The sequence below is a fragment of the Stutzerimonas kunmingensis genome, assembly GCF_002929225.1.
Lineage (GTDB): Bacteria > Pseudomonadota > Gammaproteobacteria > Pseudomonadales > Pseudomonadaceae > Stutzerimonas.
In genome coordinates this window covers 275427-301680 of sequence record NZ_PISM01000020.1, presented here as the reverse complement: position 1 = coordinate 301680, position 26254 = coordinate 275427, and the positions used below count along the sequence as shown (strand labels likewise).

At 63.9% G+C, this 26254-nt stretch carries 22 protein-coding genes, 1 tRNA gene and 1 pseudogene; 13 read left to right on the top strand and 11 right to left on the bottom strand.

Annotated elements, in window-relative coordinates; all coding sequences use genetic code 11:
- Positions 1-133: 133 nt before the first annotated feature.
- Entirely contained in the window at positions 134-976 is an 843-nt protein-coding gene (locus CW305_RS16080) for a Tim44 domain-containing protein (RefSeq protein WP_104098392.1), read from the top strand.
- 130 nt (positions 977-1106) lie between these two features.
- On the opposite strand, the gene CW305_RS16075 is transcribed toward CW305_RS16080, so the two are convergent.
- Together CW305_RS16075 and CW305_RS16070 are read right to left on the bottom strand one after the other, a co-directional pair.
- Positions 1107-2057, bottom strand: coding sequence for an alpha/beta fold hydrolase (locus CW305_RS16075; protein WP_042922959.1), 951 nt, complete (start codon positions 2055-2057; stop codon positions 1107-1109).
- A gap of 38 nt (positions 2058-2095) precedes the next feature.
- Entirely contained in the window at positions 2096-2524 is a 429-nt protein-coding gene (locus tag CW305_RS16070) for an organic hydroperoxide resistance protein (RefSeq protein WP_104098391.1), read from the bottom strand.
- A gap of 119 nt (positions 2525-2643) precedes the next feature.
- On the opposite strand from CW305_RS16070, the gene CW305_RS16065 reads away from it, so the two are divergent.
- The 8 genes from CW305_RS16065 (at position 2644) to CW305_RS16030 (ending at position 12827) form a co-directional block, all read left to right on the top strand.
- Positions 2644-3480: an AraC family transcriptional regulator gene (locus CW305_RS16065; protein WP_104098390.1), complete on the top strand. Its 837-nt coding sequence runs from the start codon at positions 2644-2646 to the stop codon at positions 3478-3480.
- Between the two features lie 150 nt (positions 3481-3630).
- Positions 3631-6705, top strand: a complete 3075-nt coding sequence (gene fdnG / locus CW305_RS16060; RefSeq protein ID WP_104098389.1) for a formate dehydrogenase-N subunit alpha — start codon at positions 3631-3633, stop codon at positions 6703-6705.
- Positions 6705-7643 (top strand): formate dehydrogenase subunit beta, encoded by a 939-nt coding sequence (gene fdxH, locus CW305_RS16055; protein ID WP_041015448.1) that lies wholly within the window; start codon positions 6705-6707, stop codon positions 7641-7643. The genes fdnG and fdxH overlap by 1 nt, the downstream gene beginning before the upstream one ends.
- Positions 7644-7700: 57 nt before the next feature.
- Positions 7701-8324, top strand: a complete 624-nt coding sequence (locus CW305_RS16050) for a formate dehydrogenase subunit gamma (RefSeq protein ID WP_102833406.1) — start codon at positions 7701-7703, stop codon at positions 8322-8324.
- A gap of 131 nt (positions 8325-8455) precedes the next feature.
- A complete protein-coding gene (gene fdhE, locus CW305_RS16045) occupies positions 8456-9373 on the top strand; it encodes a formate dehydrogenase accessory protein FdhE (protein ID WP_104098388.1) in 918 nt (305 codons plus the stop codon).
- A complete protein-coding gene (gene selA / locus CW305_RS16040; RefSeq protein WP_104098387.1) occupies positions 9370-10779 on the top strand; it encodes an L-seryl-tRNA(Sec) selenium transferase in 1410 nt (469 codons plus the stop codon). The genes fdhE and selA overlap by 4 nt, the downstream gene beginning before the upstream one ends.
- Positions 10776-12692: a selenocysteine-specific translation elongation factor gene (gene selB, locus CW305_RS16035; RefSeq protein ID WP_104098386.1), complete on the top strand. Its 1917-nt coding sequence runs from the start codon at positions 10776-10778 to the stop codon at positions 12690-12692. Before selA ends, selB begins: the two co-directional genes overlap by 4 nt.
- 39 nt (positions 12693-12731) lie before the next feature.
- Positions 12732-12827, top strand: a tRNA-Sec gene (locus CW305_RS16030).
- Positions 12828-12885: 58 nt separating this feature from the next.
- On the opposite strand, the gene CW305_RS23255 is transcribed toward CW305_RS16030, so the two are convergent.
- The 4 genes and pseudogenes from CW305_RS23255 to CW305_RS23905 all read right to left on the bottom strand — a co-directional run.
- The gene (locus CW305_RS23255) at positions 12886-13593 is read right to left on the bottom strand and encodes a hypothetical protein (RefSeq protein ID WP_146067160.1); all 708 of its coding nucleotides are present in this window, start codon (positions 13591-13593) and stop codon (positions 12886-12888) included.
- Positions 13594-13625: 32 nt separating this feature from the next.
- The gene (locus CW305_RS16025) at positions 13626-14636 is read right to left on the bottom strand and encodes a DUF4062 domain-containing protein (protein WP_044313996.1); all 1011 of its coding nucleotides are present in this window, start codon (positions 14634-14636) and stop codon (positions 13626-13628) included.
- A 356-nt stretch (positions 14637-14992) separates the two neighbouring features.
- Positions 14993-15364 (bottom strand): SDR family oxidoreductase, encoded by a 372-nt coding sequence (locus CW305_RS23910; protein ID WP_236690559.1) that lies wholly within the window; start codon positions 15362-15364, stop codon positions 14993-14995.
- Between the two features lie 100 nt (positions 15365-15464).
- A pseudogene (locus tag CW305_RS23905) lies at positions 15465-15761 on the bottom strand (SDR family NAD(P)-dependent oxidoreductase); the annotation flags it as partial.
- Positions 15762-16072: 311 nt separating this feature from the next.
- On the opposite strand from CW305_RS23905, the gene CW305_RS16015 reads away from it, so the two are divergent.
- The gene (locus CW305_RS16015; RefSeq protein WP_044313997.1) at positions 16073-16390 is read left to right on the top strand and encodes a hypothetical protein; all 318 of its coding nucleotides are present in this window, start codon (positions 16073-16075) and stop codon (positions 16388-16390) included.
- A gap of 84 nt (positions 16391-16474) precedes the next feature.
- Here CW305_RS16015 and CW305_RS16010 read toward each other — a convergent pair whose 3' ends face one another.
- Complete coding sequence (locus tag CW305_RS16010; RefSeq protein WP_102839294.1) at positions 16475-16939, bottom strand: glycine cleavage system protein H; 465 nt, start codon at positions 16937-16939, stop codon at positions 16475-16477.
- Positions 16936-17310, bottom strand: coding sequence for a DsrE family protein (locus tag CW305_RS16005; RefSeq protein ID WP_104098385.1), 375 nt, complete (start codon positions 17308-17310; stop codon positions 16936-16938). Before CW305_RS16005 ends, CW305_RS16010 begins: the two co-directional genes overlap by 4 nt.
- A 148-nt stretch (positions 17311-17458) precedes the next feature.
- Here CW305_RS16005 and cfaB point away from each other — a divergent pair, with 148 nt between their 5' ends.
- Positions 17459-18640 (top strand): C17 cyclopropane fatty acid synthase CfaB, encoded by a 1182-nt coding sequence (gene cfaB, locus CW305_RS16000; RefSeq protein WP_104098384.1) that lies wholly within the window; start codon positions 17459-17461, stop codon positions 18638-18640.
- A gap of 46 nt (positions 18641-18686) precedes the next feature.
- Here the strand turns inward: cfaB and CW305_RS15995 are convergent, their stop codons facing one another.
- From CW305_RS15995 to CW305_RS15985, 3 genes are all read right to left on the bottom strand, one after another.
- The gene (locus CW305_RS15995) at positions 18687-19538 is read right to left on the bottom strand and encodes a universal stress protein (protein WP_104098383.1); all 852 of its coding nucleotides are present in this window, start codon (positions 19536-19538) and stop codon (positions 18687-18689) included.
- Positions 19539-19552: 14 nt separating this feature from the next.
- Complete coding sequence (locus CW305_RS15990) at positions 19553-21040, bottom strand: SulP family inorganic anion transporter (protein ID WP_104098382.1); 1488 nt, start codon at positions 21038-21040, stop codon at positions 19553-19555.
- A gap of 291 nt (positions 21041-21331) precedes the next feature.
- Positions 21332-22546 carry a cyclic di-GMP phosphodiesterase gene (locus CW305_RS15985; RefSeq protein WP_104098381.1) on the bottom strand — a complete coding sequence of 405 codons (1215 nt, stop codon included), beginning with the start codon at positions 22544-22546 and terminating at the stop codon, positions 21332-21334.
- A gap of 201 nt (positions 22547-22747) precedes the next feature.
- On the opposite strand from CW305_RS15985, the gene CW305_RS15980 reads away from it, so the two are divergent.
- Together CW305_RS15980 and CW305_RS15975 are read left to right on the top strand one after the other, a co-directional pair.
- On the top strand, positions 22748-24505 hold the full coding sequence (locus CW305_RS15980) for a sensor histidine kinase (RefSeq protein WP_104098380.1): 1758 nt from the start codon (positions 22748-22750) through the stop codon (positions 24503-24505).
- Positions 24506-24686: 181 nt separating this feature from the next.
- Complete coding sequence (locus CW305_RS15975; protein ID WP_104098379.1) at positions 24687-26030, top strand: sigma-54-dependent transcriptional regulator; 1344 nt, start codon at positions 24687-24689, stop codon at positions 26028-26030.
- The last annotated feature ends 224 nt before the right edge of the window (positions 26031-26254 follow it).

Here is a 26254-nt window from a genome sequence, read left to right as displayed (position 1 = left end):
GCACCTCGCCCAGCGTTGACCTGGCGCGACCAACGGTCGCAAGCAAAAGCCGGTAACATACTGCCCCTGGCCAACCCCTGCCTGCCTCGGCAGGATGGCGCGCGTACTCCACTCTTTTTAGCGGGAACACTCAATGCAACGTGTGCTTAGCATCTTCATGGCGCTGTGTATCAGCCTGACCTTCGCGCTCGACGCCCACGCCAAGCGTTTCGGCGGCGGCAAGAGCTTCGGCTCGGCGCCCAGCCACCAGACCCGCCAGGCGCCCCAGCAGACCCAGGCCGCTCCGAATCAGGCTGGCCGTCAGACGCCCGCTGCCGCCAGCGGTGCCTCGCGCTGGCTCGGCCCGCTGGCCGGTCTGGCCGCCGGTGGCCTGCTCGCCTCGATGTTCATGGGCGACGGCTTCGAGGGCATCCAGTTCATGGATATCCTGATCTTCGGCGTGATCGCGTTCCTGCTGTTCCGCTTCCTCGCCGCCCGCCGTCGCCAGCAGCAGCCTGCCATGGCCGGCCATGCGCCGATGCAGCGTGACATGCCTCAGCAGCCGTCGACCTCCATCTTCGGTGGCAGCGCCGCCCCGGTTGCCGCCGCCCCGGTGATCAACGCCCCGGCCTGGTTCAACGAGCAGAGCTTCGTCGCCGCAGCCCGTGAGCATTTCCTCTCGCTGCAGCAGCACTGGGACGCCAACGAGATGGACAAGATCTCCGAGTTCGTCACCCCCCAGCTGCTGGGCTTCCTCAAGCAGGAGCGCGCCGAGATCGGTGATGCCTATCAGTCGACCTACATCGACGATCTGCAAATCCAGCTCGACGGCGTCGACGACGATGCCGAGAAGACCACCGCGACCCTGACCTTCACCGGCACCGCGAAGACTTCGCGCTTCGACCAGGGCGAGCCGTTCAGCGAAAGCTGGCGCATGGAACGTGCCCAGGGCGAGAACCAGCCTTGGCTGGTCGCTGGTATCCGCCAGAACGCCTGATCGGCGTCGTGTAGAAAATCTGGTCTGCCTTAGCGCAGTCCACAGACAAACCCCGCCATCTGGCGGGGTTTGTCGTTTCTGAGCGGCAAGTGATGCGGTGCTGCGAGCCGCTCGATAAAGCCGCTGCGCATCACTCCTTGAGAAAGGCCAGCAGATCGTTGTTGAAGCGCTCCTTGTGAGTGTCGGTCAGGCCGTGCGGCGCGCCGGGATAGACGATCAGCTTCGCATCCTTGATCAGCGCTGCGGATGCCTTGCCCGAGCTGTCTAGTGGCACGATCTGGTCATCGTCGCCGTGGATCACCAGGGTCGGCACATCGAACTTCTTCAGGTCGCCGCGAAAATCGGTGGCCGAGAAGGCGGCAATGGAGTCATAGGTGTTCTTGTGCCCGGCCTGCAGACCCTGGGCACGCCAGTTGTCGATCAACCCCTGGGAAACCTTAGCCCCCGGACGATTGAAGCCATAGAACGGGCCGGAGGCGAGGTCGAGGTACAGCTGCGCGCGATCCTCCAACGATGCCTTGCGGATGCCGTCGAAGACTTCCAGCGGCAGCCCACCCGGGTTATCCGCGGTTTTCAGCATCATCGGCGGCACGGCGCTGACCAGCACGGCCTTCTTCACCCGTTCGGTGCCGTGGCGGCCGATGTAGCGCGCCACCTCGCCGCCACCGGTGGAAAAGCCCACCAGGGTCACGTCCTTCAGGTCCAGCGCCTCGATCACCGCGGCCAGGTCGTCGGCATAGTGATCCATGTCGTTGCCTTCCCACGGCTGGCTGGAGCGGCCATGGCCGCGGCGGTCGTGAGCGACCACTCGGTAGCCCTCGGATGCGAGAAACAGCATCTGTGATTCCCAGCTGTCCGAGTTGAGCGGCCAGCCATGGCTGAAGGTGACCACCGGACCGTCCTTCGGGCCCCAGTCCTTGTAGTACAGCTGCACGCCATCGGCCGTGGTGATGGTGCTGGCGGTGCGAGCGCTGGCGATACTGGATGTCGGTTGCGTGGTCTGCTCCGGCTGCGCGGCGAAAACTGGCTGCATCGCGATGGCCAGCAGCGGGAGGGTGAAGGTGCGGATGATGGCATTCATGGCGTGTGTCTCCTGTTAGTTAGGTACGGTGGGCTGAATCAGTCGGCGAGGATCAGGGTTACGTTGATGTTGCCGCGGGTGGCATTGGAGTACGGGCAGACCACGTGGGCCTGGTTGACCAGCTCCTGCAACACGTCGTGGGCAATGCCGGGTGCGCTGATGGTCAGCTCGGCTTCGATGCCGAAGCCGGTGGGGATCTGGCCGATGCCGACCTTGCCGGTGATGCGGGTGTCGGCTGGCAGGGCGACCTTCTGCTTGCCGGCGACGAACTTCAGCGCGCCGAGAAAGCAGGCCGAGTAGCCGGCAGCGAACAGCTGCTCGGGGTTGGTGCCGGGGCCGCCGGCGCCGCCCAGTTCACGCGGCGTGGACAGCTGCACGTCGAGCGCCTGATCGGAGGAGCTGGCGCGACCTTCACGTCCGCCGGTGGCGGTTGCAGTGGCGGTGTAGAGAATCTTTTCGATGGTCATGGCTACGGTTCCTGTTCTGCTGGTAGGCCAGGGCGTTGTTGCCCGGTGAGAGCTATTCTGCTCACCAGAAAAAACTATTGGTGACGTAGAATCCGGAAAACATGATCAGGAGTACGAAGATGGCCGACCGGCTCGCTGCGCTGATGACCCACTTCCCGATGAGCGCACAGGTTTTCAATACCGGCCCCCTGTGCGGCATCAACACCCTGCAAAGCGATGGCGTGCACGGACAGCTGCACTTGGTGCGCAGCGGCACGCTGGAGGTGCGCTATGGCAGGGAATCGCTGCAGGTCGAGCGACCGAGCCTGCTGCTGTTTCCGCGCCCGCTGACGCACCGTTTCATCATCGCGCCCGGGCAGAACGCGGACATGGTCTGCGCAAACCTGTCGTTCGAAGGCGGCACCAGCAACCCGATCGCCTCGGCGCTGGCCGATGTCGTCTGCCTGCCGCTGGATCAGGTCTGGGGCGCCGAGCCGATCCTCTCGCTGCTGTTCGAGGAGGCCTTCGAGCAACGCTGCGGGCGCGTGGCACTGGTCGAGCGGTTGCTCGAAGTGGTGATGATCCAGGTTCTGCGCCAGCTGATGGAAAGCGACGAGGTGAATGGCGGGCTGCTGTCCGGGCTGGCGCACCCGCGCCTGCGCAATGCTCTGGTGGCGATGCACGAGGCGCCGGCGCAGGACTGGACGCTCGAGGAGCTGGCCAGCGTTGCCGGGATGTCGCGCAGCGTGTTCGCCACGGCCTTCCGCGAAACCGTCGGCACCACGCCGGGCCAGTATCTGCAGGGCTGGCGCGTCCGCCTGGCGCAGAAGGCCCTGCGTCGCGGACGGCCGATCAAGGTGATCGCGATCGAAGTGGGCTACGGCAGCGAAGCCGCATTCTCCCGGGCTTTCAAGGCGCACACCGGGCAATCGCCCAGGGATTGGAAAAAGCAGCTGGCCATGGCCGCCGATGCCTGAATGCCCGCCCCGATCAAGGCTCGTTCATCGGTACGCCGCGAGGCAGCGGAGCTCGGAATTAGTCCTTTACTTTGTCCATTCTTGACTAAGCTGCTTAGCAGACGCCGGCAAAGCATCGGCGTACCAGCCTGATAAGAAGGAGAACCTCCGATGGATATGAACCGTCGACAGTTCTTCAAGGTCTGCGGTGTGGGCCTTGGGGCGTCGAGCATGGCGGCATTGGGTATGGCCCCGCCGACGGCGTATGCCGAGTCGATCCGGCATTTCAAACTGACCAACACGCGCGAGACTCGCAACACCTGCCCCTACTGCTCCGTCGGTTGCGGGCTGATCATCTACAGCCAGGGCAGCGGCGGCAAGAACGTCGCACAGAACATCATCCACATCGAAGGCGACTCCGATCACCCGGTCAACCGCGGCACCCTGTGCCCGAAAGGCGCCGGCCTGCTCGACTTCGTTCACAGCCCCAACCGCCTGACCCACCCGGAAGTCCGCGAAACCGGCAGCAACGAGTGGAAGCGCATCGAGTGGAGCGACGCCCTCGACCGCATCGCGCGGCTGATGAAGGACGACCGCGACGCCAACTTCGTCGAACGCAACGAAGAGGGTCAGACGGTCAACCGCTGGCTGAGCACCGGTTTCCTCGCCGCCTCGGCGTCATCCAACGAGGCGGGTTACATCACCCACAAGGTGGTGCGTTCACTCGGCATTCTGGGATTCGATAACCAGGCACGTGTCTGACACGGCCCGACGGTGGCAAGTCTTGCCCCGACGTTTGGCCGTGGAGCCATGACCAATCACTGGTCCGATATCCAGAACGCTGACCTGGTCCTGATCATGGGCGGTAACGCCGCCGAAGCGCACCCGTGCGGCTTCAAATGGGTCACCGAGGCCAAGGCTCGCAACAAGGCGCGGCTGGTGGTGGTCGATCCGCGCTTCACCCGTTCGGCCTCGGTGGCCGACATGTATGCGCCGATCCGCACCGGCACCGACATCGCCTTCCTCGGCGGGCTGATCAACTACCTGCTGGAAAACGACAAGATCCAGCACGAGTACGTGGTCAACTACACCGACGTCTCGTTCATCGTGAAGGAAGGCTTCGGCTTCGAGAATGGTCTGTTCAACGGCTACGACGGCGATCGGCGTACCTATACGGACAAGGCCAGCTGGAGCTACGAGCTGGACGATGAAGGCTTCGCCCGCGTCGACAAGAGCCTGACCCACCCACGCTGCGTGTTTAATCTGCTCAAGCAGCACTACAGCCGTTACACGCCGGAAGTGGTCAGCAACATCTGCGGCACACCGCAGGACAAGATGCTGCAGGTGTGGGAGACCATCGCCGAAACCTCGGCACCGGGCAAGGTCATGACCATCATGTACGCCCTGGGCTGGACGCAGCATTCGGTCGGTTCGCAGATGATCCGCACTGGCGCCATGGTGCAGCTGCTGCTCGGCAACATCGGCATGCCTGGCGGCGGGATGAACGCGCTGCGCGGGCACTCCAATATCCAGGGCCTGACCGATCTCGGCCTGCTCTCCAACCTGCTGCCGGGCTACATGACGCTGCCGCTGGAAGCCGAGCAGGACTACGCGGCCTACATCGCCAAGCGCACCGCCAAGCCGCTGCGCCCGGGGCAGCTGTCCTACTGGCAGCACTACGAGAAATTCCACGTCAGCCTGATGAAGGCCTGGTACGGCAAGAACGCCACCGCGGAGAACAACTGGGGCTACGACTGGCTGCCGAAGCTGGATATCCCCGGCTACGACGTGCTCAAGGTGTTCGACATGATGTACCAGGGGCAGGTCAACGGCTATTTCTGCCAGGGCTTCAACCCCATCGCCTCGTTCCCCAACAAGGCCAAGGTCAGCGCCGCGCTGGCCAAGCTCAAGTACCTGGTGATCATGGACCCGCTGGCCACCGAGACCTCGGAGTTCTGGCGCAACGCCGGCGAGTACAACGACGTCGACACCGCCAGCATCCAGACCACGGTGTTCCGCCTGCCGACCACCTGTTTCGCCGAGGAGGACGGCTCGCTGGTCAACAGCGGGCGCTGGCTGCAATGGCACTGGAAGGCCGCCGAGCCGCCGGGCCAGGCGCAGACCGACGTGGTGATCATGGGCGGGCTGTTCCATCGCCTGCGTGAGCTGTATCGCAAGGAGGGCGGGGCCTACGCAGAGCCGCTGCTCAACATCGACTGGGGCTATCGCCAGCCGGAAGAACCGACCGCCGAGGAAATCGCCCAAGAGTACAACGGAAAGGCCCTGAGCGATGTGTTCGACCTGCAGACCGGAGCGCAGGTGGCCAAGGCCGGCGAGCTGCTGCCAGGCTTCGGTCTGCTGCGTGCCGACGGCACCACCTCCAGCGGCTGCTGGATCTGGTGTGGCTCCTGGACCCAGGCCGGCAACCAGATGGCCCGACGCGACAATGCCGACCCCTACGGCATGGGCCAGACGCTGGGCTGGGCATGGGCCTGGCCAGCCAACCGGCGCATCCTCTACAACCGCGCTTCGGCCGACCCGGCCGGCGACCCGTGGGACCCGCAGAAGAAACGCCTGGTCTGGTGGGACGGCACCAAGTGGGGCGGCACCGACGTGCCGGACTTCAAGGTCGACTCGCGCCCAGAGGAAGGCATGAACCCGTTCATCATGAACCCCGAAGGGGTGGCGCGGCTGTTCGCCGTGGACAAGATGAACGAGGGGCCATTCCCCGAGCATTACGAGCCGTTCGAGACGCCCATCGGGCGCAATCCCATGCACCCGGATAACGTCCAGGCCATCAGCAATCCGGCCGCGCGGGTGTTCAAGAACGACATGGAGCTGTTCGGCACCGCGGAGGACTTCCCCTACGCGGCCACCACCTACCGGCTGACGGAGCACTTCCACTTCTGGACCAAACATTGCCGGCTCAACGCGATCACCCAGCCCGAGCAGTTCGTCGAGATCGGCGAGGTGCTGGCCAACGAGCTGGGCATCAAGGCCGGCGAGCGGGTCAAGGTGTCGTCCAACCGCGGCTACATCAAGGCGGTGGCGGTGGTGACCAAGCGCATCAAGCCGCTGACGGTGGACGGCCAGACCGTTCATCACATCGGCATCCCGCTGCACTGGGGCTTCGCCGGGGTGGCGCGCAACGGTTACCTGACCAACACGCTGACGCCGTTCGTCGGTGACGCCAACACCCAGACGCCGGAGTTCAAGTCGTTCCTGGTCAACGTGGAGAAGGCATGATGGCTACTCAAGACGTGATTGCCCGCTCCGCCACGACCACCGAGCGGCCGTCGATCCGCGAGATCGGCGAGGTGGCGAAACTGATCGACGTCTCCAAGTGCATCGGCTGCAAGGCCTGCCAGGTGGCGTGTTCGGAATGGAACGACCTGCGTGATGAAGTCGGCACCAGCAACGGGACCTACGACAACCCGATCGACCTCACCGCCGAATCCTGGACGGTGATGAAGTTCGCCGAGTACGAGAACCCCGGCAGCGGCAACCTCGAGTGGCTGATCCGCAAGGACGGCTGCATGCACTGCGCGGACCCTGGCTGCCTCAAGGCCTGCCCGGCGCCGGGGGCCATCGTGAAGTACGCCAACGGCATCGTCGACTTCAACCAGGACCACTGCATCGGCTGCGGCTACTGCATCACCGGCTGCCCGTTCGACATCCCGCGCATCTCCGAGAAGGACAAGAAGGCCTACAAGTGCACGCTCTGTTCCGACCGCGTGTCGGTCGGGCTTGAACCGGCCTGCGTGAAGACCTGCCCCACCGGGGCAATTGTCTTCGGTAGCAAGGACGATATGAAGGAGCACGCGGCCGGGCGTATCGCCGATCTGAAGGAACGCGGTTTCGACCAGGCCGGCCTGTACGACCCCGATGGCGTCGGCGGTACGCACGTGATGTACGTGCTGCACCATGCCGATCAGCCCTCGCTGTACAACGACCTGCCGAACGAGCCGACCATCAGTCCACTGGTCGGCCTGTGGAAGGGCGTGACCAAGCCCCTCGCTCTGCTGGGCATGGGCGCGGCGGTGCTGGCCGGGTTCTTCCACTACACGCGGGTGGGTCCTGTTCGCGTCGAGGAAGAGGACGAGAAGGCCGAACTCAGCGAGCCCGTGGTGCACCAGGTCGATCCTTCGGTGCATGTGGTCGACCCCAAGGAGCCGCGACCCTGAATCCGGCGGCCCCGTTCGCGGGGCCATCCTCGGAGTCGATCGCTCAAGGAGCCAACGATGAATAACAACGACATCGAACGCTACAACCCCTCGCAGCGGACCAATCACTGGATCGTTGCCATCCTCTTCGTACTCGCCGCGCTGTCCGGCCTGGCGCTGTTCCATCCGGCGCTGTTCGGCCTCTCCGGGCTGTTCGGCGGCGGCACCTGGACGCGCATCCTGCACCCCTTCATCGGGGTCGCGATGTTCGTCTTCTTCCTCTGGCTGGCGATCCGCTTCGCCGGGCATAACCGCATCGAAGCACGCGACCGCCAGTGGCTCAGGCAGATCAACGACGTGGTGCATAACCGTGAGGAAAAACTGCCGGAAGTCGGCCGCTACAACGCCGGGCAGAAGGTGCTGTTCTGGGTGCTGATCCTCAGCATGCTGGTGTTGCTGCTCAGCGGCATCGTCATCTGGCGCGAGTACTTCAGCAGCTTCTTCGGCATCGTCTCGCTGCGCTGGGCCAGCCTGCTGCACGCCATCGCCGCGTTCGTGCTGATCGTCAGCATCATCGTGCACATCTACGCCGCCATCTGGCTCAAGGGCTCGATGGGCGCCATGCTCTACGGCACTGTCAGCCGCGCCTGGGCGCGCAAGCACCACCCGGCCTGGTATCGGGAGATCACCGAGCGCAAATAAGCACACCGCTGTAAGCCGAAGATTCCCTGCACACGCGCGGGAATCTTCAGCCCCGCGCACCATCGAAAGCCGAGCGACAGCCGGTGACGGACTATGCTGTTCGGCACAACCACAAGAATAAGGAGTCCTGCGTGGCAGGCACCATTCTCGAACCCGGGCAGATCGAAGCCGCTGCCAGCAAACCACCCTTCCTCAACCTGCCACCGCGCAACCTGTTCGCCCTGCGCAGCGAGCGCCTGACCAGGCTCGCCGAAGGCCATCCGTTCGCCGACTACCTGCGCCTGCTGGCAGCGGTGTGCCAGGCGCAACAGCAGGTGCTGGACAACCCGCCGACAATCGCGCCGCTGGACGAACACCGCACCCGCGAAAGTCTCAGGCACAACCTGCCGCCACTGGCTGCCGATACTCTGGTGCGCGACGATGCCTGGCTGACAATGCTGGATGCCTGGCTGGATGCCTTCGTGGCGCCGGAAAGCCCCGCGGTAGTGGCTGCCATCGAGCAACTGCGCGAGGCCGAAAGCGGCCAGCGCAAGGCATGGGCCGTGGCACTGGTCAGTGGCCAGTACGACAGCCTGCCGCCAGCACTGGTGCCCTTCCTCGGCGCCGCCCTGCAGCTGGCCTGGAGCCACTGGCTGCTGCAGCTCGACCTCTCCGACATGCGCGAGCGCGAAGACCAGACCCTCTGCCCCTGCTGCGGCGCGCCACCCATGGCCGGGGTGATTCGCCACCGCGGGCAGCTCAACGGCCTGCGCTACCTGGTCTGCTCCCTGTGCGCCTGCGAATGGCACTACGTGCGCCTGAAATGCAGCCACTGCCGCAGCACCAAGAAGCTCGACTACCTGCACTTCGAAGGCTCGCCCCAGGGCATCAAGGCCGAGGCCTGCCCCGAATGCAACGGCTACCTCAAGCAGCTCTATCTGGAGCTGGCACCGGATGGCGAAAGCCTGTCCGCCGACCTGGCGACGCTGGACCTCGACCTGCTGCTGGCCGATCAGGGCTACAACCGCCAGGCACCCAACCTGCTGCTGGCACCGGGGAACGAGGCATGAGCAGCAGCCATCTGCCCTCGGTGGACAAGCTGCTGCGCGATCCGGCCTGTCAGCCGCTGCAGCAGCGCTATGGTCGTCAGGCGCTGCTGGCGACACTGCGCGACCTGCTCGACGAACTGCGCGAACCGGCTCGCCGCGGCCAGCTGGCCGCGCTGGAGCTGTCCGAAGCGGTGCTCGCCGGGCGCGCCGGCGAACGCCTGGCCAGCCAGCACAAGAGCCGCGTGCGCCGAGTGTTCAACCTCACCGGCACGGTGCTGCACACCAACCTCGGTCGCGCCCTGTTGCCGGATGAAGCCATCGAGGCGATCACCCTTGCGGCGCGCTATCCACTCAACCTGGAATTCGATCTCGCCACCGGCAAGCGCGGCGATCGCGACGACCTCATCGAAGGACTGATCCGCGAGCTGACCGGCGCCGAGGCGGTCACCGTGGTGAACAACAACGCCGCCGCCGTGCTGCTGGCCTTGAACAGCCTCGGCGCACGCAAGGAAGGCATCATTTCCCGTGGCGAGCTGATCGAGATCGGTGGCGCCTTCCGCATCCCGGACATCATGGCCCGCGCCGGCGTGAAGCTGCATGAAGTCGGTACCACCAACCGCACCCACGCCAAGGATTACGAAGCGGCCATCAACTCGCGCTCAGGGCTGTTGATGCGCGTGCATACCAGCAACTACAGCGTGCAGGGTTTCACTGCCAGCGTCGCCACCGCCGAGCTGGCGCGCATCGCCCATGCCCGCGACCTGCCGTTGCTGGAGGATCTGGGCAGCGGCAGCCTGCTCGACCTCTCGCGCTGGGGCCTGCCCAAGGAGCCGACGGTGCAGGAAGCGCTGCGCGACGGCGCCGACATCGTCACCTTCAGCGGCGACAAGCTGCTCGGCGGCCCGCAGGCCGGGCTGATCGTCGGCAGCAAGGCGCTGATCCAGAAGATCAAGAAGAACCCGCTCAAGCGCGCCCTGCGCGTCGACAAGCTGACCCTTGCCGCGCTGGAAGCGGTGCTCAACCTCTATCGCGACCCCGACCGCCTGGCCGAACGCCTCACCAGCCTGCGCCTGCTCAGCCGCCCGCAGGCGGAGATCCGCACCCAGGCTGAACGCATCGCTCCGGCGCTGGCCGCCGTGCTCGGCGAAACCTGGCAAGTCGCAGTAACCGATGCCCTGGGTATGATCGGCAGCGGCGCGCAGCCGGTGGCCCGTCTGCCCAGCGCCGCCCTGTGCATCCGTCCGCAGCAGCCCAAGCGCCTGCGCGGCCGCAGCCTGCGTCAGCTGGAAGAAGCGCTGCGCTGCCTGCCGATTCCGGTCCTTGGGCGCATCGACGACGACGCCCTCTGGCTCGACCTGCGCCAACTGGACGACGAGCCGGCCTTCCTCCAGCAACTGGCGCACCTGCAAGAGGAGCTGGCCCGTTGATCGTCGGGACCGCCGGCCATATCGACCATGGCAAGACCGCACTGCTCCACGCCCTCACCGGGCAACAGGGCGACCGCCGCCGCGAGGAGCGCGAGCGTGGCATCACCATCGACCTCGGCTACCTCTACGCCGACCTCGGCGAGGGCAGCCTCACCGGTTTTATCGACGTGCCGGGCCACGAGCGCTTCGTGCACAACATGCTGGCCGGCGCCAGCGGCATCGACTGCGTACTGCTGGTGGTGGCTGCCGATGACGGCGTGATGCCGCAGACCCGCGAACACCTGGCCATCGTCGAGCTGCTCGGCATCCGTCGCGCGCTGGTAGCGCTGACCAAGATCGATCGCGTCGAGCCGGCGCGCATCGCCGAAGTCGAGCAGCAGATCGAAGACCTGCTGGCCGCCGGAGCACTGGCCAGTGCGCCGATCTTTCCGGTTTCCAGCATCCGCGGCGATGGCATTTACGCCCTGCGCGCCGCGCTGATCGACGAAGCCGCGCGCACCGCCGCCCGCAGCGACAGCGGCCACTTCCGCCTGGCCATCGACCGCGCCTTCAGCGTCACCGGCGCCGGCGTGGTGGTCACCGGCACCGCGTTTGCCGGGCGCGTGCGAATCGGCGACGAACTGCTTCTCGGCCCCGCCGGCAAACGCGTGCGCGTCCGCGGCCTGCACGCGCAGAACCGCGAAGCGGACGAAGCCCATGCTGGCCAGCGCGTGGCCCTGAATCTTGCCGGCGAGCGGCTGGCAGTGGAGCAGATCCACCGTGGCGACTGGCTGCTCCACCCACTGTTGCACGCGCCGACCCAACGCATCGACGTCGACTTCCAGCTGCTGCCCGGCGAAGCCTACGAACTCAAGCACTGGACGCCCGTGCACGTGCACCTCGGCGCCCAGGACGTCACCGCCCGCGTCGCCCTGCTCGAAGGCACGAGCCTGGCGCCGGGCGAACGCGCCTTCGCCCAGTTACTGCTCAACGCACCGAGCCACGCGGTACATGGCGACCGCATCGTCCTGCGCGATCAGTCCGCCCAGCGCACCCTCGGCGGCGGCCGCGTGCTCGACCCGTACGCACCACCGCGCAATCGCCGCCGCGTCGCGCGACTGGAGCAATTGCGAGCGCTGGACCAGCCAAGCCTGGAGCATGCATTGCCGCCGCTGCTCGCCAGCGCCACCAATGGCATCGATCCGCAAAGCCTGGAACGCCAATTCAACCGCCCGCGCCAAGGTTGGCAGCTGCCGCAAGGCGTATTGGAGATCAGCACACGGCTGGGCCCACGGCTGTTCGACCAGGCCCGCTGGCGCGAACTCGAAATCGCGCTGCTCGACTCACTTCAGCGTTTTCACGAAGAACAACCCGACGAACTTGGGCCCGACCGCGACCGCCTGCGTCGCTACGCTCTGCCGCAGCTGGAGCGGCCGGTGTTCATCGCCTTGCTGGAACAGGCACTGGCCGCCGGCCACATCGAAACCAGCGGTCCCTGGCTGCACCGCCCCGATCACCGGGTGCGCCTGAGCGATGCGGAAGAAGATTTGAAAGCGCGCCTGTGGCCACTGCTCGAAGCCGGCCACTTCGACCCGCCCTGGGTCCGCGACCTGGCCCGCGACCTCGGTGTCGACGAAACGCAGATGCGCAACCTGCTACGCAAGCTCTCCCGTCTCGGCCTGCTGCAACAGGTGGTGAAAGATTTGTTCTACCCCGAGTTCACCATTCGCCAACTCGCGGGGCATGTACTGCAACTGGAAGCGCAAAGCGGCGTGATCCGCGCCGCCGCCTTCCGCGACCGCATCCAGCTCGGCCGCAAACGCAGCATCCAGCTGCTCGAACACTTCGACCGCATCGGCCTCACCCGCCGCTTCGGCAACGAACGCAAAGTCCGCCAGGACAGCGTCTTGGCGATCCAGTCAGGCCTGGGGTAGGCTGGTCGCCGCTTCCTTTCCCACATCAAGTCCAGATAAGGAAGGCAATCGCACCCGGTGGTGCGGCCGGGCTTCAAACCCGGTTGGGGACGGCAGCCGTTCCCGGGTGAGTTCGACTCTCACTGCCTTCCGCCATTTTGGCTACGGACGGCCCCCGCCTCGGAAAATAAATCTGTCCCCTTTTCCAATGTAATTACAAAGTTTGAGCTATATTGTCTAGCCGACGAATATAAGTCGTTATTCGCCTACTGCCGGAAAAAGCTGACTTAAGGAACGCGCCTACGTCATGTACATCACGTACCCCACGCCCTAGCCCCAGATTAGGACAATTTGGTCCCGTCACTACGGTCATAAGATTGTCATTCATTAGAGCCTTCGAATTTTTGCTTTGATGGGCAATAAAATTCCGAACAGAGTGCACTGTATCAATAAACCTTGAATCCGCCTCAGTCAGGTTCATGATGCCATCTTTATAAGGTGCAGCAATCCACTCATTGCACCGCTGCTTAAGAACCTCGACACTCTTAAAAGTTAGATTATAATTTTCAGGATCCAGCATCCTCTCTAGATCATCAATCCTGATATGTTTTACCGCATTAAATGGCGTGCGCGACCTTGCCCACCCACCAAACTTGCTATCTATAGATTGAGATATTCTAGTCGCTAGCACTCTTTGGTACTGAGAGAAATCTCTATTTATATATGCAACGATCAAGTCAGAGACGAAGCACTCGAAAGCCACATATGTTGAGTGAAGAGTCGTTTCAGCTAAAACGCTGATATCTCGCTTTTCATGTGGCGTGCCATTTAATGCCGTTTCGACACGATTGAAGTACGCCAATCGTTCGCTTACAAAAGCCGAGAATTGAGCTTTAACATCTTGCGGGTTAATCTTTCGCATTAATTACGACCTGAGTGACAGCTAACTTAGATTCACGACGCGCAGTCTTTGCTGCTATTACTTTTTCTTACGGAACGTAGCTGTACCATTAGACGCTCACCTTCGGGTGTAAAGCTCCAAAACATTGCCATACCCCCCTTCACTGTCTGGGTGTATCTTGTTTCAATAAGCCCTAACGCTTTTAGCTGTACTGCAATTGTTTGAAAGACCTGGTCATTCAGTGTGTTTGATCTCTCGCTTATACCGTTTCGGAAAACAACCTCTTTCCTAAGGACCTCCTTCACATATTCTTGATTAGGGGTCTGCGAGAGATACGGCGAGATTATGGAAAATATTTCTTTCCATGAAATTGAACAAATCCATTCTCGTTTTCCGTACTCATTAAAGTAAGTTCCCGAAAGCTCAAACTCATCGTCTAAGCCAGCTATGTCTTCTATTGCATAGGCCTCCGTAGGCTTAGGAATCTTAGACAAATCAGCTTTTAATGAACTATTCTCTTTTCGCAACTCGTTCAGCTCAACCAAAAGCTCCTCATTGGAAATCGCCTTTGCCCGCACCCACCCAATTGCGGGAAACATTTTAATAGTTTTTGACAGGCTTAATGCGACCAAACCAGGCAGCTCTGCGGGCTCGCTCCAAAACCTAACTAGCCGACTTTTAGATACCTTTTCTCTAAAACTATCAAGCTTAGCTCTCAACTCTGGCGTAACATCAGATTTTCCTACGGGTATGTTTTCTGGTTTCCCATGCAAGAGCGCGACCACTTTTAATCCTATTTTTACGGCGTACTCATACTCTTTTTCGGTATAACTTATTCCTTCTTCTGTGGTTGATCCATAACGCCCTCCAACTATCAGAAGATAGTAATCGCAGTCGTCAATTACCCGCTTTATGAACTCCCATTGCTCCTCGTCAGCAGCAGGAAATAGCTCCATGCCTGCAGGGATACAGTCCATTTCCATAAGCGCCTGAGTGACATGTTGCCTTTCCTCTTTCAAGTCGGCATAGGTAGAGCTAACAAAAACCTGGTATCGCTTTTCCACAAGAGCACTTCCTTCTCGCGCATATTTATTAACGCCGCGTAGATTTGGACAGTCGATAATGCGAAGGTCGGCATGTCGAAAAACTGTCGAAATCACTGCCAGTGAGAGCAGAGTAATGCGGCCCAGCTAACGATGCCGACGTAGGAAAGCCGAAGACAGCCAGTCACTGCAAGCCAAAAAAACGAGTTCGACTCTCACTGCCTTCCGCCAATTCACACCAGAAGGCTAACCAGATAAATCTGCCCCCCTTTTCTCAAAGAGAGCTCGCGGGCGCTAACGTTGTCGGCTGCGATGAAGATGCTCGGCCTGAAGGCCCCGGTTGGGCTTGATGATGGCCGGCCCGCCTCCGGGAGTATTCAGCCCAGCTCCTGCACCCCACCGCCGGAGACCGTGAGGATCTGGCCGCTGATCCAGGCCGCCGCAGGTGAACAGAGAAACAGCGCCGCGTTGGCCATATCCTGGGGGTCACCCAAACGCTGAAGGGGCGTATGCGCCAGCATTTGGCGTTCGATGTCTTCGGTGAGCACGCCTTTAAGCGCATGGGTGAGTGTTGCGCCTGGGGCGATGCCGTTAACGCGGATTCCGCGCGGTCCCAGGTCGAAAGCGATGTTGCGGATCAGGTGATTGGCCGCGGCCTTGGAAGAGCCGTAGGAGGCCATGTGCTGGTTGCGGTTCTCGCCGGCCATCGAGGTGATCGCCAGCATCGCTCCGCCACCGGCCTGCTCCATATGCGGAGCCGCCAACTGCGCCAGGCGAAACAGAGAAAAACACGTTCAGCTCGTAGGCTCGACGGAAATCTGCCATCGGCATGTCGAAGGCCTTCGGGCCGCCGCCACCGGCGTTGCTGACGAGCAAGGTGAGCTTGCCGAAGTCGTCCACGCAGTGCTCGACCAGTTGCGCAAGCTGGGTCTCGTCGGTGACGTCGCAGGCGCAGGCGGCGGCCTGACCACCGGCAGCGACGATCTCGTCACGCACCCCTTCGGCAGCTGCTAACGACAAATCGCTGACCAGCACTGCCGCACCTGCGGCGGCAAACGTTTGCGCGATCGCCTGGCCGATCCCCGCACCGGCACCGGTAACGACCGCAACCTGACCATCAAGACGAAAATCTTCGGGGCGATACATGGCAGTCTCCTCGGGTAGAGGGAGTATGGGCGGTCACCTGCAGGGCTTTCCTAAAAAACTACGTGTCCTTTGTCCGGAACCCCCTGCTGCGCCGAAGCATAGCGCGCGTCGTTCAGCTGAATCAGTGTCCGACGCCTGGCTCTCTCTGCCTGCCGCCAACCACCTCACCTCTTCTGCCGTTGTCCTGCGTCGCCAGCTTCCAGTTCGAAATGCGACAGTCTGACCTATCAGGCGATATCAAAACGCTATCGTCATATCGTGCGAAGCGCGTCACAATCGCGGCTTTTCTTTCCAGGGACAGGAGAGACGTCTTGGGTGACCGGATCGATGAGCGTCGTGCATTGCATGCGCTACGGGACCATATCGATTGTCTGCTGGCTGCTGGCGCATCCCTTGTGGGGCGCGATCCGGTGCAGCTGAGTTTTCAGGGCAGGACGCTGATCGTTCAGCACGGCATGCTGCTCAACGAGAACGGCCATCAGGATCTGATCGAGACGCTGGCCGAGCTGGAGTGGGCGAACAAGCGCACCCGCGATCTGGCGATCGATATCTGCATTCGGCAGCTGGACCACGCGATCAAGCGAAGCTGTGACAAGGTGCTGGACAGTTCGACGCCGGACAAATCCTGAGCGCTATCGCGGCGCAATCGGATCGCACCTCGGCATCTTGTTGGGATGTGGGCCGAAGCCCAGGCTACCGAGGCTGCAGCACCTTTATTTCCACTGCAGCGCCTGCACATGGGCGTTGGCCGGGTCGAAGTTGTCCAGGCGCATGCGTTCGTCGATGGCGGCTTCGGCTGCCTTGCCCAGCGGGAACTCCTCGCGCACGGTGGCCCAGCCCTCCGGCTTCAGGCGGACCATCCAGCCATCGCCGTAGCAGTCCTGATTGATCAGCGCCGGTCGCTCGAGTAGCGCTTCGTTCACTGCCAGCAGCTCGCCGCTGACCGGGCTACGCGCCGAGGACGCAGCCTTGGCGAACTCGACCACGCCGAAGCTGCGCTCACGCTCGATGCGGGCGCCGACGCGCTTGGGGGTGAAGGCGAAGATCTCACCATAGAGCGCGCAACCGTAAGCGGTCAGGCCAAGGGTGACGCTGCCGTCGGCCTCTTCGCGCAACCACAGGCTGTGCTCCGGGGCGTAGCGCAGCGAGTCGGGGAACTCCAGGCCGTGCAGATTCATAGGGTCAGCACCCGTTCGTATTCGAGGATCATCTGCGCCAGCTCGCCGCCGCTGGAGATTTCATCCAGCTCGGCGATCAGTGCCGTGGGGTCGAGCTGGACACCGGGCTGGCGACACATCAGCAGCCGCGCGCCGGCCTGCCTGGCGTTGCGGATGAAATGCAGCAAGGGCTCGCCGCCATCCACTGCGCGGAGTGACTCGGCCACTTCGCGGCGCGCCAGTTGCGTGCCTTCGCCGGTGAGGTAGAGGGTCACTTCGGCATCCATGCAGGCCAGCAACGTGGCGATATGAAAGGGTGCCGCGCAGCGCGCCGGCGTGCTGGGGCCGCTGACCACCAGGATCAGCACGCGCTGTGGGGTTGGTTCTGTCACGTGGATTCTCCGTGAAAATCATGGATCGCCGCTACGTTGGCGCCCAGGCGATGCCATTTACTCATAGGAGGAAACTATCAATACAATAGCCTACAGTTTTCAAATTCATGGTCTAGGATTCCTACGATGAATTGAAAGGAGATCGAGCATGTTGGCGACATTGCTACCGGCCCTTAAAGAACTTGCCTTGCCGCTGAAACTGCGTTTGTGGGATGGCAATGAAATCGACATCGGGCCCTCCCCTTATGTCACGCTGGTCATCAAAGACCCCAACCTGATAACCCAGCTGGCGCACCCCAGCCTGGATCTGCTCGGCGCAGCCTACGTCGAAGGGCGGATCGACCTGCTGGGGCCTCTCGAAGAGGTCATCCGCATCGGTGACGAGATGAGTCGCGCGCTGGGCGAGGACAATTTCCCCCCGCCCGCGCGCGAAGCGCATGACAAGGCCACCGATGCCGAGGCGATCTCCTACCACTACGACCTGTCCAACGACTTCTACCGACTCTGGCTGGACCAGGACATGGTCTATTCCTGCGCCTACTTCGAAACCGGCCATGAGGCCCTCGATCAGGCGCAGCAGGCCAAGCTGCGCCTGATCTGCCGCAAGCTGCGGCTCAAGCCAGGCGACCGGTTGCTCGATGTCGGCTGCGGCTGGGGCGGGCTGGCGCGCTTTGCCGCACGCGAATTCGGCGCCGAGGTGTTCGGCATCACCCTCAGCCGCGAGCAGCTGGCGCTGGGCCGCGAGCGCGTGGTCGCCGAGGGGCTGCAGGACCAGGTGCGGCTGGAGCTGATGGATTACCGCGACCTGCCGCAGGACGGCCGCTTCGACAAGGTGGTGAGCGTCGGCATGTTCGAACATGTCGGCCATGCCAACCTGCCGCTGTACTGCCAGCAGCTGTTCGGCGTAGTGCGCCCGGGCGGGCTGGTGCTCAACCACGGCATCACCTCGCGGCATCTGGATGGCCGGCCGGTCGGCCATGGGGCGGGCGAGTTCATCGACCGCTACGTATTCCCCCACGGCGAGCTACCGCATCTGGTGAAGATCAGCGCCTGCATCAGCGAGTCGGGGCTGGAAATCGTCGACGTGGAAAGCCTGCGCCTGCACTACGCCCGCACGTTGCAGCTGTGGAGCGAACGCCTGGAGGCGCATCTGGAGCAGGCCCGGCAGTTGGTTCCCGAGCGCGCCTTGCGAATCTGGCGGATGTACCTGGCCGGCTGCGCCTATGGCTTCCGCCGCGACTGGATCGACCTGCACCAGGTCCTCGCCAGCAAACCGCTGCCGGACGGTTCCCACGAGCTGCCCTGGACCCGCGCCGACCTGTATGGCTGAACCCGGCGGGCCCCGCGCCGGCGAGTGCGCTACGGGGCCCGATCGTTCAGCGCAGCAACAGTAGCGGCGTGCTGGTGGTGCGGATCATGCTGGTAGTGGTACTGCCGACGAAGAACTGGCGAATGCGCGAATGGCCGTAGGCGCCCATCACCAGCAGATCGATGCCGTGCTCGGCCTGATAGCCATGCAGTGTCGGCTCCACGTCCCCGTTGCGGACCGCGATGTGCACCTCGAAACCGCTGGCGCTCAACCTGTCGCGCGCGGCTTCGAGCTGGGCCTGAGCGTCCCCGGTCTCGCTGCCGACCATTACCAGATGGATCGGCATATCCCTGAATAACGGGCTGCCAGTCAGCAGCTCGACACCCTTGCGGCTGGTGGCACTGCCGTCGAAAGCCAGCATCAGGCTCTGCGGTGCGGCGAAACGGCCAGGGGTGACGAGGATCGGCCGGTGCAGGGCGCGGATCACGCTCTCGAGCTGGCTGCCGATGTGCTGGATGGCGTCGCCGCTGTCCTCGCCCTGCCGGCCGATCACCAGCAGGCGGGTCTCGTCCTGCAGTTCATGCAGCGTCTCGACCAGATCGCCATGCCGCTGCCGGCACTCCGGCTGCGCGACGCCGGCGGAGATCGCCCGCTGACGTGCCGAATCGAGCATCATGCGGCCCTCCTCCAGCGCCAGCTTGGCGCGTTTCTCGTCCAGCGTGGCCAGCTCCTGCAGGAGGAATTCGCGGCTGCCGAGGCCGATGATGCCGCTCAGGTCGCCCGACACCGGATACTGCTGGCGGTCGAGCACATGCAGCAGCGTCAGGGGCGCATCCAGGCGCTTGCTGGCCCAGGCCGAACAGTCGCAAACCGCCGCGGCCTGCGGTGATCCGTCGATACAAGCCATTACGTGGGTCATTGTCGTTCTCCTGGTCAGTGGCTCATGAGCTTGTCGATGGCCTCGGGTTTGTCATGCACACCGAAGCGGTCAACGATGGTCGCGCTGGCTTGGTTCAGACCCAGCACCTCGACCTCGGTGCCTTCGCGGCGGAACTTGATGACCACCTTGTCCAGCGCCGCCACGGCGGTGATGTCCCAGAAATGTGCGCGGGACAGGTCGATGGTGACCTTGCCGAGCGCTTCCTTGAAATCGAACGCACCGGTGAATTTGTCCGATGAGCTGAAGAATACCTGCCCGACCACCCTGTAGGTGCGCTGATTGCCGGCGGCATCCAGCTCCGAACCGATGTGCAGGTAGTGGCCGACCTTGTTGGCGAAGAACATCGCCGCTAGCAGCACGCCCGCCAGAACACCGTAGGCCAGGTTGTGGGTGAAGACCACCACCACCACGGTGACGACCATGACGATGTTGGTGGAAAGCGGGTAGCGCTTGAGGTTGCGCAGCGAATCCCAGCTGAAGGTGCCGATCGACACCATGATCATCACCGCCACCAGCGCGGCCATGGGGATCTGCCCGACCCAGTCACTCAAGAACACCACCATCAGCAGCAGCACCACGCCGGCGATCAGCGTCGACAGCCGGGTACGGCCGCCGGATTTCACGTTGATCACCGACTGGCCGATCATCGCGCAGCCGGCCATGCCGCCGAACAGGCCGGAGACGATGTTGGAAACGCCCTGCCCTTTGCATTCGCGGTTCTTGTCGCTGCCGGTGTCGGTGAGGTCGTCGACGATGGTCGCGGTCATCAGCGATTCCAGCAGGCCTACCACGGCGAGCGCGGCGGAATACGGGAAGATGATCGCCAGGGTTTCGAAGGTCAGCGGCACTTCCGGCCAGAGGAAGACCGGTAGGGTGTCGGGCAGGTCACCCATGTCGGCGACGGTGCGGATATCCAGGCCCAGGTACATGGCCACGGCGGTCAGGCTGAGAATGCACACCAGTGGCGACGGGATGACCTTGCCGAGCTTCGGCACATAGGGGAACAGGTAGATGATGCCGAGGCCCGCGGCGGTCATGGCGTAGACGTGCCAGGTGACGTTCGTCAGTTCCGGCAGCTGGGCCATGAAGATCAGGATGGCCAGCGCGTTGACGAAACCGGTAACCACCGAACGCGAGACAAAGCGCATCAGCGAACCCAGGCGCAGGTAGCCGGCGCCGATCTGCAACAGGCCGCAGAGCAGCGTCGCCGCCAGCAGGTACTGCAGGCCGTGCTCGCGCACCAGCGTCACCATCAGCAGTGCCATGGCGCCGGTGGCGGCAGAGATCATACCCGGGCGGCCGCCGACGAAGGCGATCACCACGGCGATACAGAAGGAGGCGTAGAGGCCGACCCGCGGATCGACCCCGGCGATGATGGAGAAGGCGATGGCTTCGGGAATCAGCGCCAGCGCGACGACGAGGCCGGACAGCACATCGCCACGGACGTTGGAGAACCAGTTTTGTTTGATCGTTTGCAGCATCGGACTATCCAGAGCAAAAGCACCACCATGCAGACCACGGGCGGCCGGCAGCGATACAAGGCGAGTTTTTTGGTGTGATTGATTCGGCTGTCAGTCGACGAAACGCACGGACAGCAGCGCACGACCACCCCATGACAGGCAGTCGCAAAGTGACGCGAGGGGGCGCAGCGCTATGGCGGACTAGGCAGCCAGGTCATGGGCATTACGAGCTCTTCTCTGAGCGACTCGCCGGGCGAATCGCATTCGGGGGCGACATTCTAGTCGCATCGCCCCCCGTTTACGACCGCCAATCTAGGTCCAGAGCGCATCCAGATTGCTGAAGCCCCAGGCGGCGGGGTCTTCGCGGCCGACGATGCGGTCGCTGCATTGCGGGCTGGAGAGGTCCAGCTCCACCGGCACGATCGTCGCGCGGGCGCGGGTGGAATAGAACAGCTTCAGGCGCGGCGCCGTCAGCTGCTGCGCGTTGTGTTCGATGACCACGCCGAGCCGCCCGGACTGCAGCCGTACCAACGAGCCCAACGGGTAGATGCCCACCGTGCGCACGAAGGCATGCAGGATCTGGGTATCGAAGTGCCCCTGCCACTGCGCCATGCGCGCCAGCGAGCCCGAGGCATCCCAGGCGGTTTTATACGGGCGATCCGAGGTGATGGCGTCATACACGTCGCAGATCGCGCCCATGCGCGCCAGCCGGCTGATCTGCTCGCCGGCCAGCCGGTGCGGATAGCCGGTGCCGTCCATCTTCTCGTGATGATGCAGGCAGACGTCCAGCACTGCGTCGGAGATGGCCGTTCCCGCGCCGAGCAGGATCGCGTGGCCACGCTCGGGGTGGCTGCGCATGACGGCGTATTCGTCGTCGCTGAGCTTGCCCGGCTTGTTCAGCACATCCAGCGGCATGGCCATCTTGCCGATGTCGTGCAGCAGCCCGGCAAAGCCGGCTTCCTGGACTTCCTGTTCGCTCAGGCCCAGCTGCCGGCCCAGCGCGACCATCAGCGCGCAGACCGCCACCGAATGCATGTAGGTGTACTCGTCCTTGGTCTTCAGCCGCGCCAGGCTGAGCAATGCCGAACCGTTGCGCGCCAGGGATGCGGAAATCTGCTCGACCAGTGGCAGGCACTGCTGCGGGTCGACGGCCTTGCCCAGCCGCGCCTCGTTGAACAGCGAGGTCACCTGCTGCTTGGAACGCTTGAGCACCTGCGCGGCGCGCTGCATTTCTTCCCGGACGCTGCATTGCTGGGCCGGTGCTGTGGTCGGTCGAGGCGCAATCGGCATGGCGTCGGAGACAGCCTGTGGGGCCTCGGCAGCCGGCGGCGTTGCCGTTTCGACATCGACGCCCTTGCCGGTATCGATCCACAGCGCCTTGACGCCGCTACTGCGCAGCGCCTGCAAATCGGCGGGGTCGGTCAGCAGAAATTTGCTGCGCCAGAAGGAATGATCGAACCAGCTGCCGTCCAGTGCATGGACGTACATGCCGAAGCGGAGTTGGCTGACAAGGATTTTTCTGAGCAAGGCGGACCTCGACTGGAGCGGCTGGCCGTTCCGTGCTAGCGATCCCTGCTGAAGCTGAAAGTAACTCCCCGCAGTATATCGATGATGGCATTGCGCCTCTATTGGGACAGATCAAGACTTTGGTGCTATGCCGAGGCTCGGCGATGCGCCACCGCTGCCGACTATCGCTTACCATCGTCGCGTCCTGTCGCGAGCGTCGTCATGCCAGCACTGTCCAACCGCCTGCGGGTAACCCTGATCGTTGCGCTGATCCTCATCGGCCTGCTGCTGAGCATGCACTGGGCCGGGCGCCTGGCCGAGCAGCGCGCCTGGGCCGAGCGTGCCCAGGAAGCGCAGGGGCAGCTGGAACTCTATGCCCAGGCGATCCACACCCAGGTCGAACGCTTCCGCTCGGTGCCGGCCCTACTGGCGCTGGACAGCGACATCCAGGCGCTGCTCGCCGAACCGGGCAACCGCGCGCTGCGCCGCCAGCTCAACCAGCGCCTGGAACAGCAGAACCACGCAGCCGGCTCCTCGGTGCTGTACCTGCTCGACCGCGACGGCGAGACCATCGCCGCCAGCAACTGGCGCGACTGGAGCAGCTTCGTCGGCAACAACTACGCCTTCCGCCCGTATTTCCGCGATGCGGTGAGCAACGACAGCGGCCGCTATTTCGCCGTCGGCGTCACCACCGGCATTCCCGGCTACTTCCTCTCCAGCTCGGCGAAGAATGCCGACGGCGAGGTGCTCGGCGTGCTGGTAGTCAAGCTCGAGCTGGAAGAGATGCAGCGCGACTGGGTCGGCCAGCCGGGCATCCTGCTGATCGCCGACTCGCTGGATATCGTCATCCTCACCAACCGCCCGGCCTGGCGCTTCCGCTATCTGCGCCCGCTGAGCGACGAGGTCCGCAGCCGCCTGATCGATGCCCGGCGCTACGCCGAACAGACGCTGCAGCCATTGCCGAGCAGCCGCGTGCAGCAACTCGCCGAGGGCAGCGAGCGACGCCTGGTGGATGGCCCGGACGGCCGCCGCGAATACCTCTGGCAACGCCTGGCGCTGCCGGAAGACGACTGGACTCTGCACCTGCTGCACGACCCACAGATGGTGGTCGCCAGCGTGCGCAGCTATCGCCTGGCCGCGGCGGGCGTGTGGATGACCCTGGCCTTTCTGCTGCTCTACCTGGCGCAACGCGGCAAGACCCGCCGCGTCGAACAGCGCAGCCGCAGCGAGCTGGAGCGCCTGGTGCACGAGCGCACCCGTGAGCTGCACACCGCCCAGGACGAACTGGTGCATGCGGCGCGCATGGCCGCCCTGGGGCAGATGTCCGCCGCCCTCGCCCACGAGATCAACCAGCCGCTGACCGCATTGCGCATGCAGCTCGCCAGCCTTCGCCTGCTGCTCGACAGCGGCCGCGACGGCGAGGTGCGCGAAGGCCTCGGGCATGTCGAAGGCCTGCTCGAACGCATGGCGGCGCTGACCGGCCACCTGAAGACCTTCGCTCGCAAGAGCCCGGTCGGGCTGCGCCAGCGTCTGAGCCTGGCCGAGGTGCTGGAGCAGGCCCTGCAGCTGCTCTCGCCGCGCATTCGCAGCGAGCAGGTCGAGGTGTTCCGCCAGGTACCGGCCGAAGCCGCAGTCAGCGGCGACGCCATCCGCCTCGAGCAAGTGCTGATCAACCTGCTGCACAACGCACTGGATGCCATGGCCGAGCGCCCGCAGCGACGCCTGCGCATCCTCTGTCAGCTCAACGGTGACCGCTGGCAGCTCAGCGTAGGCGACAACGGCGGCGGTATTGCCAGCGAACATCTGGATCAGGTGTTCGAGCCCTTCTTCACCACCAAGCCGGTCGGCCAGGGCCTCGGTCTCGGGCTGGCGGTGTCCTACGGCATCGTCCGTGAGATGGGCGGCACGCTGGAAGTCAGCAACGATGAACAGGGCGCGGTGTTCACCCTGACGCTGCCGGCTGCCGAGGAGCAGCGTTAGCAACCATCTACGCTGTCAACGCCGCGTTAAATGCAGACTCGACATGCTGGTTTACACCTCGTGAACTGCGCTTTCCCCCCTGCTTTTGCCTTGCCCTGGCTGTCTCGCCGATCTTTTACCAGCTGCCCCGAAGGGCACGTCGCCGAGTAAACTGCCGCGACGCGACCGCGAGGAGCAGGCAATGAGCGGGCAGGTAATCTTCATCGACGACGAGGCGGCGATCCGCCAGGCCGTGCAGCAGTGGCTGGAGCTGTCCGGCTTCCAGGTGCGCACCTTCTCACGCGCTCGCGAGGCGCTGGCGGCGCTGGATCGCGACTTTCCCGGGGTGCTGATCAGCGACGTGCGCATGCCCGATCTCGACGGCCTCGGCCTGCTCGAACAGCTGGTGGCGCTGGACGCCGACCTGCCGGTGATCATGGTCACCGGGCACGGCGACGTGCCCATGGCGGTGCAGGCGCTGCGTCAGGGCGCCTACGACTTCATCGAAAAACCCTTCACCCCGGAACGCCTGCTCGACAGCGTGCGCCGTGCCATGGACAAGCGTCGGCTGGTCTGCGAGAACCGCCAGCTGCGCGAGCAGTTCGCCCGCAAGGGGCGTATCGAATCGCAGCTGCTCGGCGTATCACGGGCGATGGTCAACCTGCGCCGGCAGGTGCTGGAGCTGGCCGGTACCGACGTCAACGTGCTGATCCGTGGCGAGACCGGCAGCGGCAAGGAACAGGTCGCACGCTGCCTGCATGACTTCAGCCCTCGCGCCGGCGGGCCGTTCGTGGCGCTGAACTGCGCGGCGATCCCGGAAACCATCTTCGAGAGCGAGCTGTTCGGCCACGAGAGCGGCGCCTTCACCGGCGCTCAGGGCAAACGCATCGGCCGCATCGAACACGCCGCCGGCGGCACGCTGTTCCTCGACGAGATTGAAAGCATGCCGCTGGCCCAGCAGGTCAAGCTGCTGCGCGTGCTGCAGGAAAAGACCCTGGAACGCCTGGGTTCGAACCGCAGCATCGAGGTCGACCTGCGGGTGATCAGCGCGGCCAAGCCGGACCTGCTGGAAGAGGTGCGCGGCGGCCGCTTCCGCGAGGACCTGCTGTACCGGCTGAACGTCGCCGAGCTGCACATCCCGCCATTGCGCGAGCGTCGCGAGGACATTCCGCTGCTGTTCGAACACTTCGCCAGCCAGGCCGCCCAGCGCCACGGCCGCGCCGCCCCGCCGGTGACGCCTGGCGAGCTGACGCAACTGCTCGCCCATGACTGGCCGGGCAACGTGCGCGAGCTGATCAACGCCGCCGAACGCCACGCCCTCGGCCTCAGCGCGCCGGCCCCGGCGAGCAGCGGCGGCCAGTCGCTGGCCGAGCAGATGGAAGCCTTCGAGGCGCAATGCCTGCACAACGCCCTGCAGCAATGCAAAGGCAACATCACCGAGGTCATGACCCAGCTGCAGCTGCCACGGCGCACCCTCAACGAGAAGATGCAGCGCCACGGCCTGAGCCGCAGCGACTATTTGCCGGCGGGCAGCACGGATAGCTGAGCAGTTAGCCGAGCTGCAGAACTTCCGGCAGAGGTCCCCGCGCAACGTGCAACGAGCGCCTCGAACGCCGCACCGCAGCTGACCCGCAGGCTTCGTCGCCAGGCCATTCAAGGCTTAGCGGCATTGAACATCAGCATCCAGCTCGCACCCCGAACAAACCCTAGGGCAACCTTGGCCGCGAAGCTTTTGTGCCGCCGCCCGGCGGGCTAGAGCATGGGATCAGC

Excerpts from the sequence above, each read along its gene's own strand:
- CW305_RS16080 (WP_104098392.1), top strand. The coding sequence starts at position 134 with ATGCAACGTGTGCTTAGCATCTTCATGGCGCTGTGTATCAGCCTGACC.
- CW305_RS16070 (WP_104098391.1), bottom strand. The coding sequence starts at position 2,524 with ATGACCATCGAAAAGATTCTCTACACCGCCACTGCAACCGCCACCGGC.
- CW305_RS23255 (WP_146067160.1), bottom strand. The coding sequence starts at position 13,593 with ATGCGAAAGATTAACCCGCAAGATGTTAAAGCTCAATTCTCGGCTTTT.
- CW305_RS15990 (WP_104098382.1), bottom strand. The coding sequence starts at position 21,040 with ATGCTGCAAACGATCAAACAAAACTGGTTCTCCAACGTCCGTGGCGAT.
- selA (WP_104098387.1), top strand. The coding sequence starts at position 9,370 with ATGAGCAGCAGCCATCTGCCCTCGGTGGACAAGCTGCTGCGCGATCCG.
- CW305_RS23910 (WP_236690559.1), bottom strand. The coding sequence starts at position 15,364 with ATGGAGCAGGCCGGTGGCGGAGCGATGCTGGCGATCACCTCGATGGCC.
- CW305_RS16075 (WP_042922959.1), bottom strand. The coding sequence starts at position 2,057 with ATGAATGCCATCATCCGCACCTTCACCCTCCCGCTGCTGGCCATCGCG.
- cfaB (WP_104098384.1), top strand. The coding sequence starts at position 17,459 with ATGTTGGCGACATTGCTACCGGCCCTTAAAGAACTTGCCTTGCCGCTG.
- CW305_RS15995 (WP_104098383.1), bottom strand. The coding sequence starts at position 19,538 with ATGACCCACGTAATGGCTTGTATCGACGGATCACCGCAGGCCGCGGCG.
- CW305_RS15975 (WP_104098379.1), top strand. The coding sequence starts at position 24,687 with ATGAGCGGGCAGGTAATCTTCATCGACGACGAGGCGGCGATCCGCCAG.
- CW305_RS16065 (WP_104098390.1), top strand. The coding sequence starts at position 2,644 with ATGGCCGACCGGCTCGCTGCGCTGATGACCCACTTCCCGATGAGCGCA.
- CW305_RS15980 (WP_104098380.1), top strand. The coding sequence starts at position 22,748 with ATGCCAGCACTGTCCAACCGCCTGCGGGTAACCCTGATCGTTGCGCTG.
- CW305_RS16050 (WP_102833406.1), top strand. The coding sequence starts at position 7,701 with ATGAATAACAACGACATCGAACGCTACAACCCCTCGCAGCGGACCAAT.
- CW305_RS16010 (WP_102839294.1), bottom strand. The coding sequence starts at position 16,939 with ATGAATCTGCACGGCCTGGAGTTCCCCGACTCGCTGCGCTACGCCCCG.
- fdxH (WP_041015448.1), top strand. The coding sequence starts at position 6,705 with ATGGCTACTCAAGACGTGATTGCCCGCTCCGCCACGACCACCGAGCGG.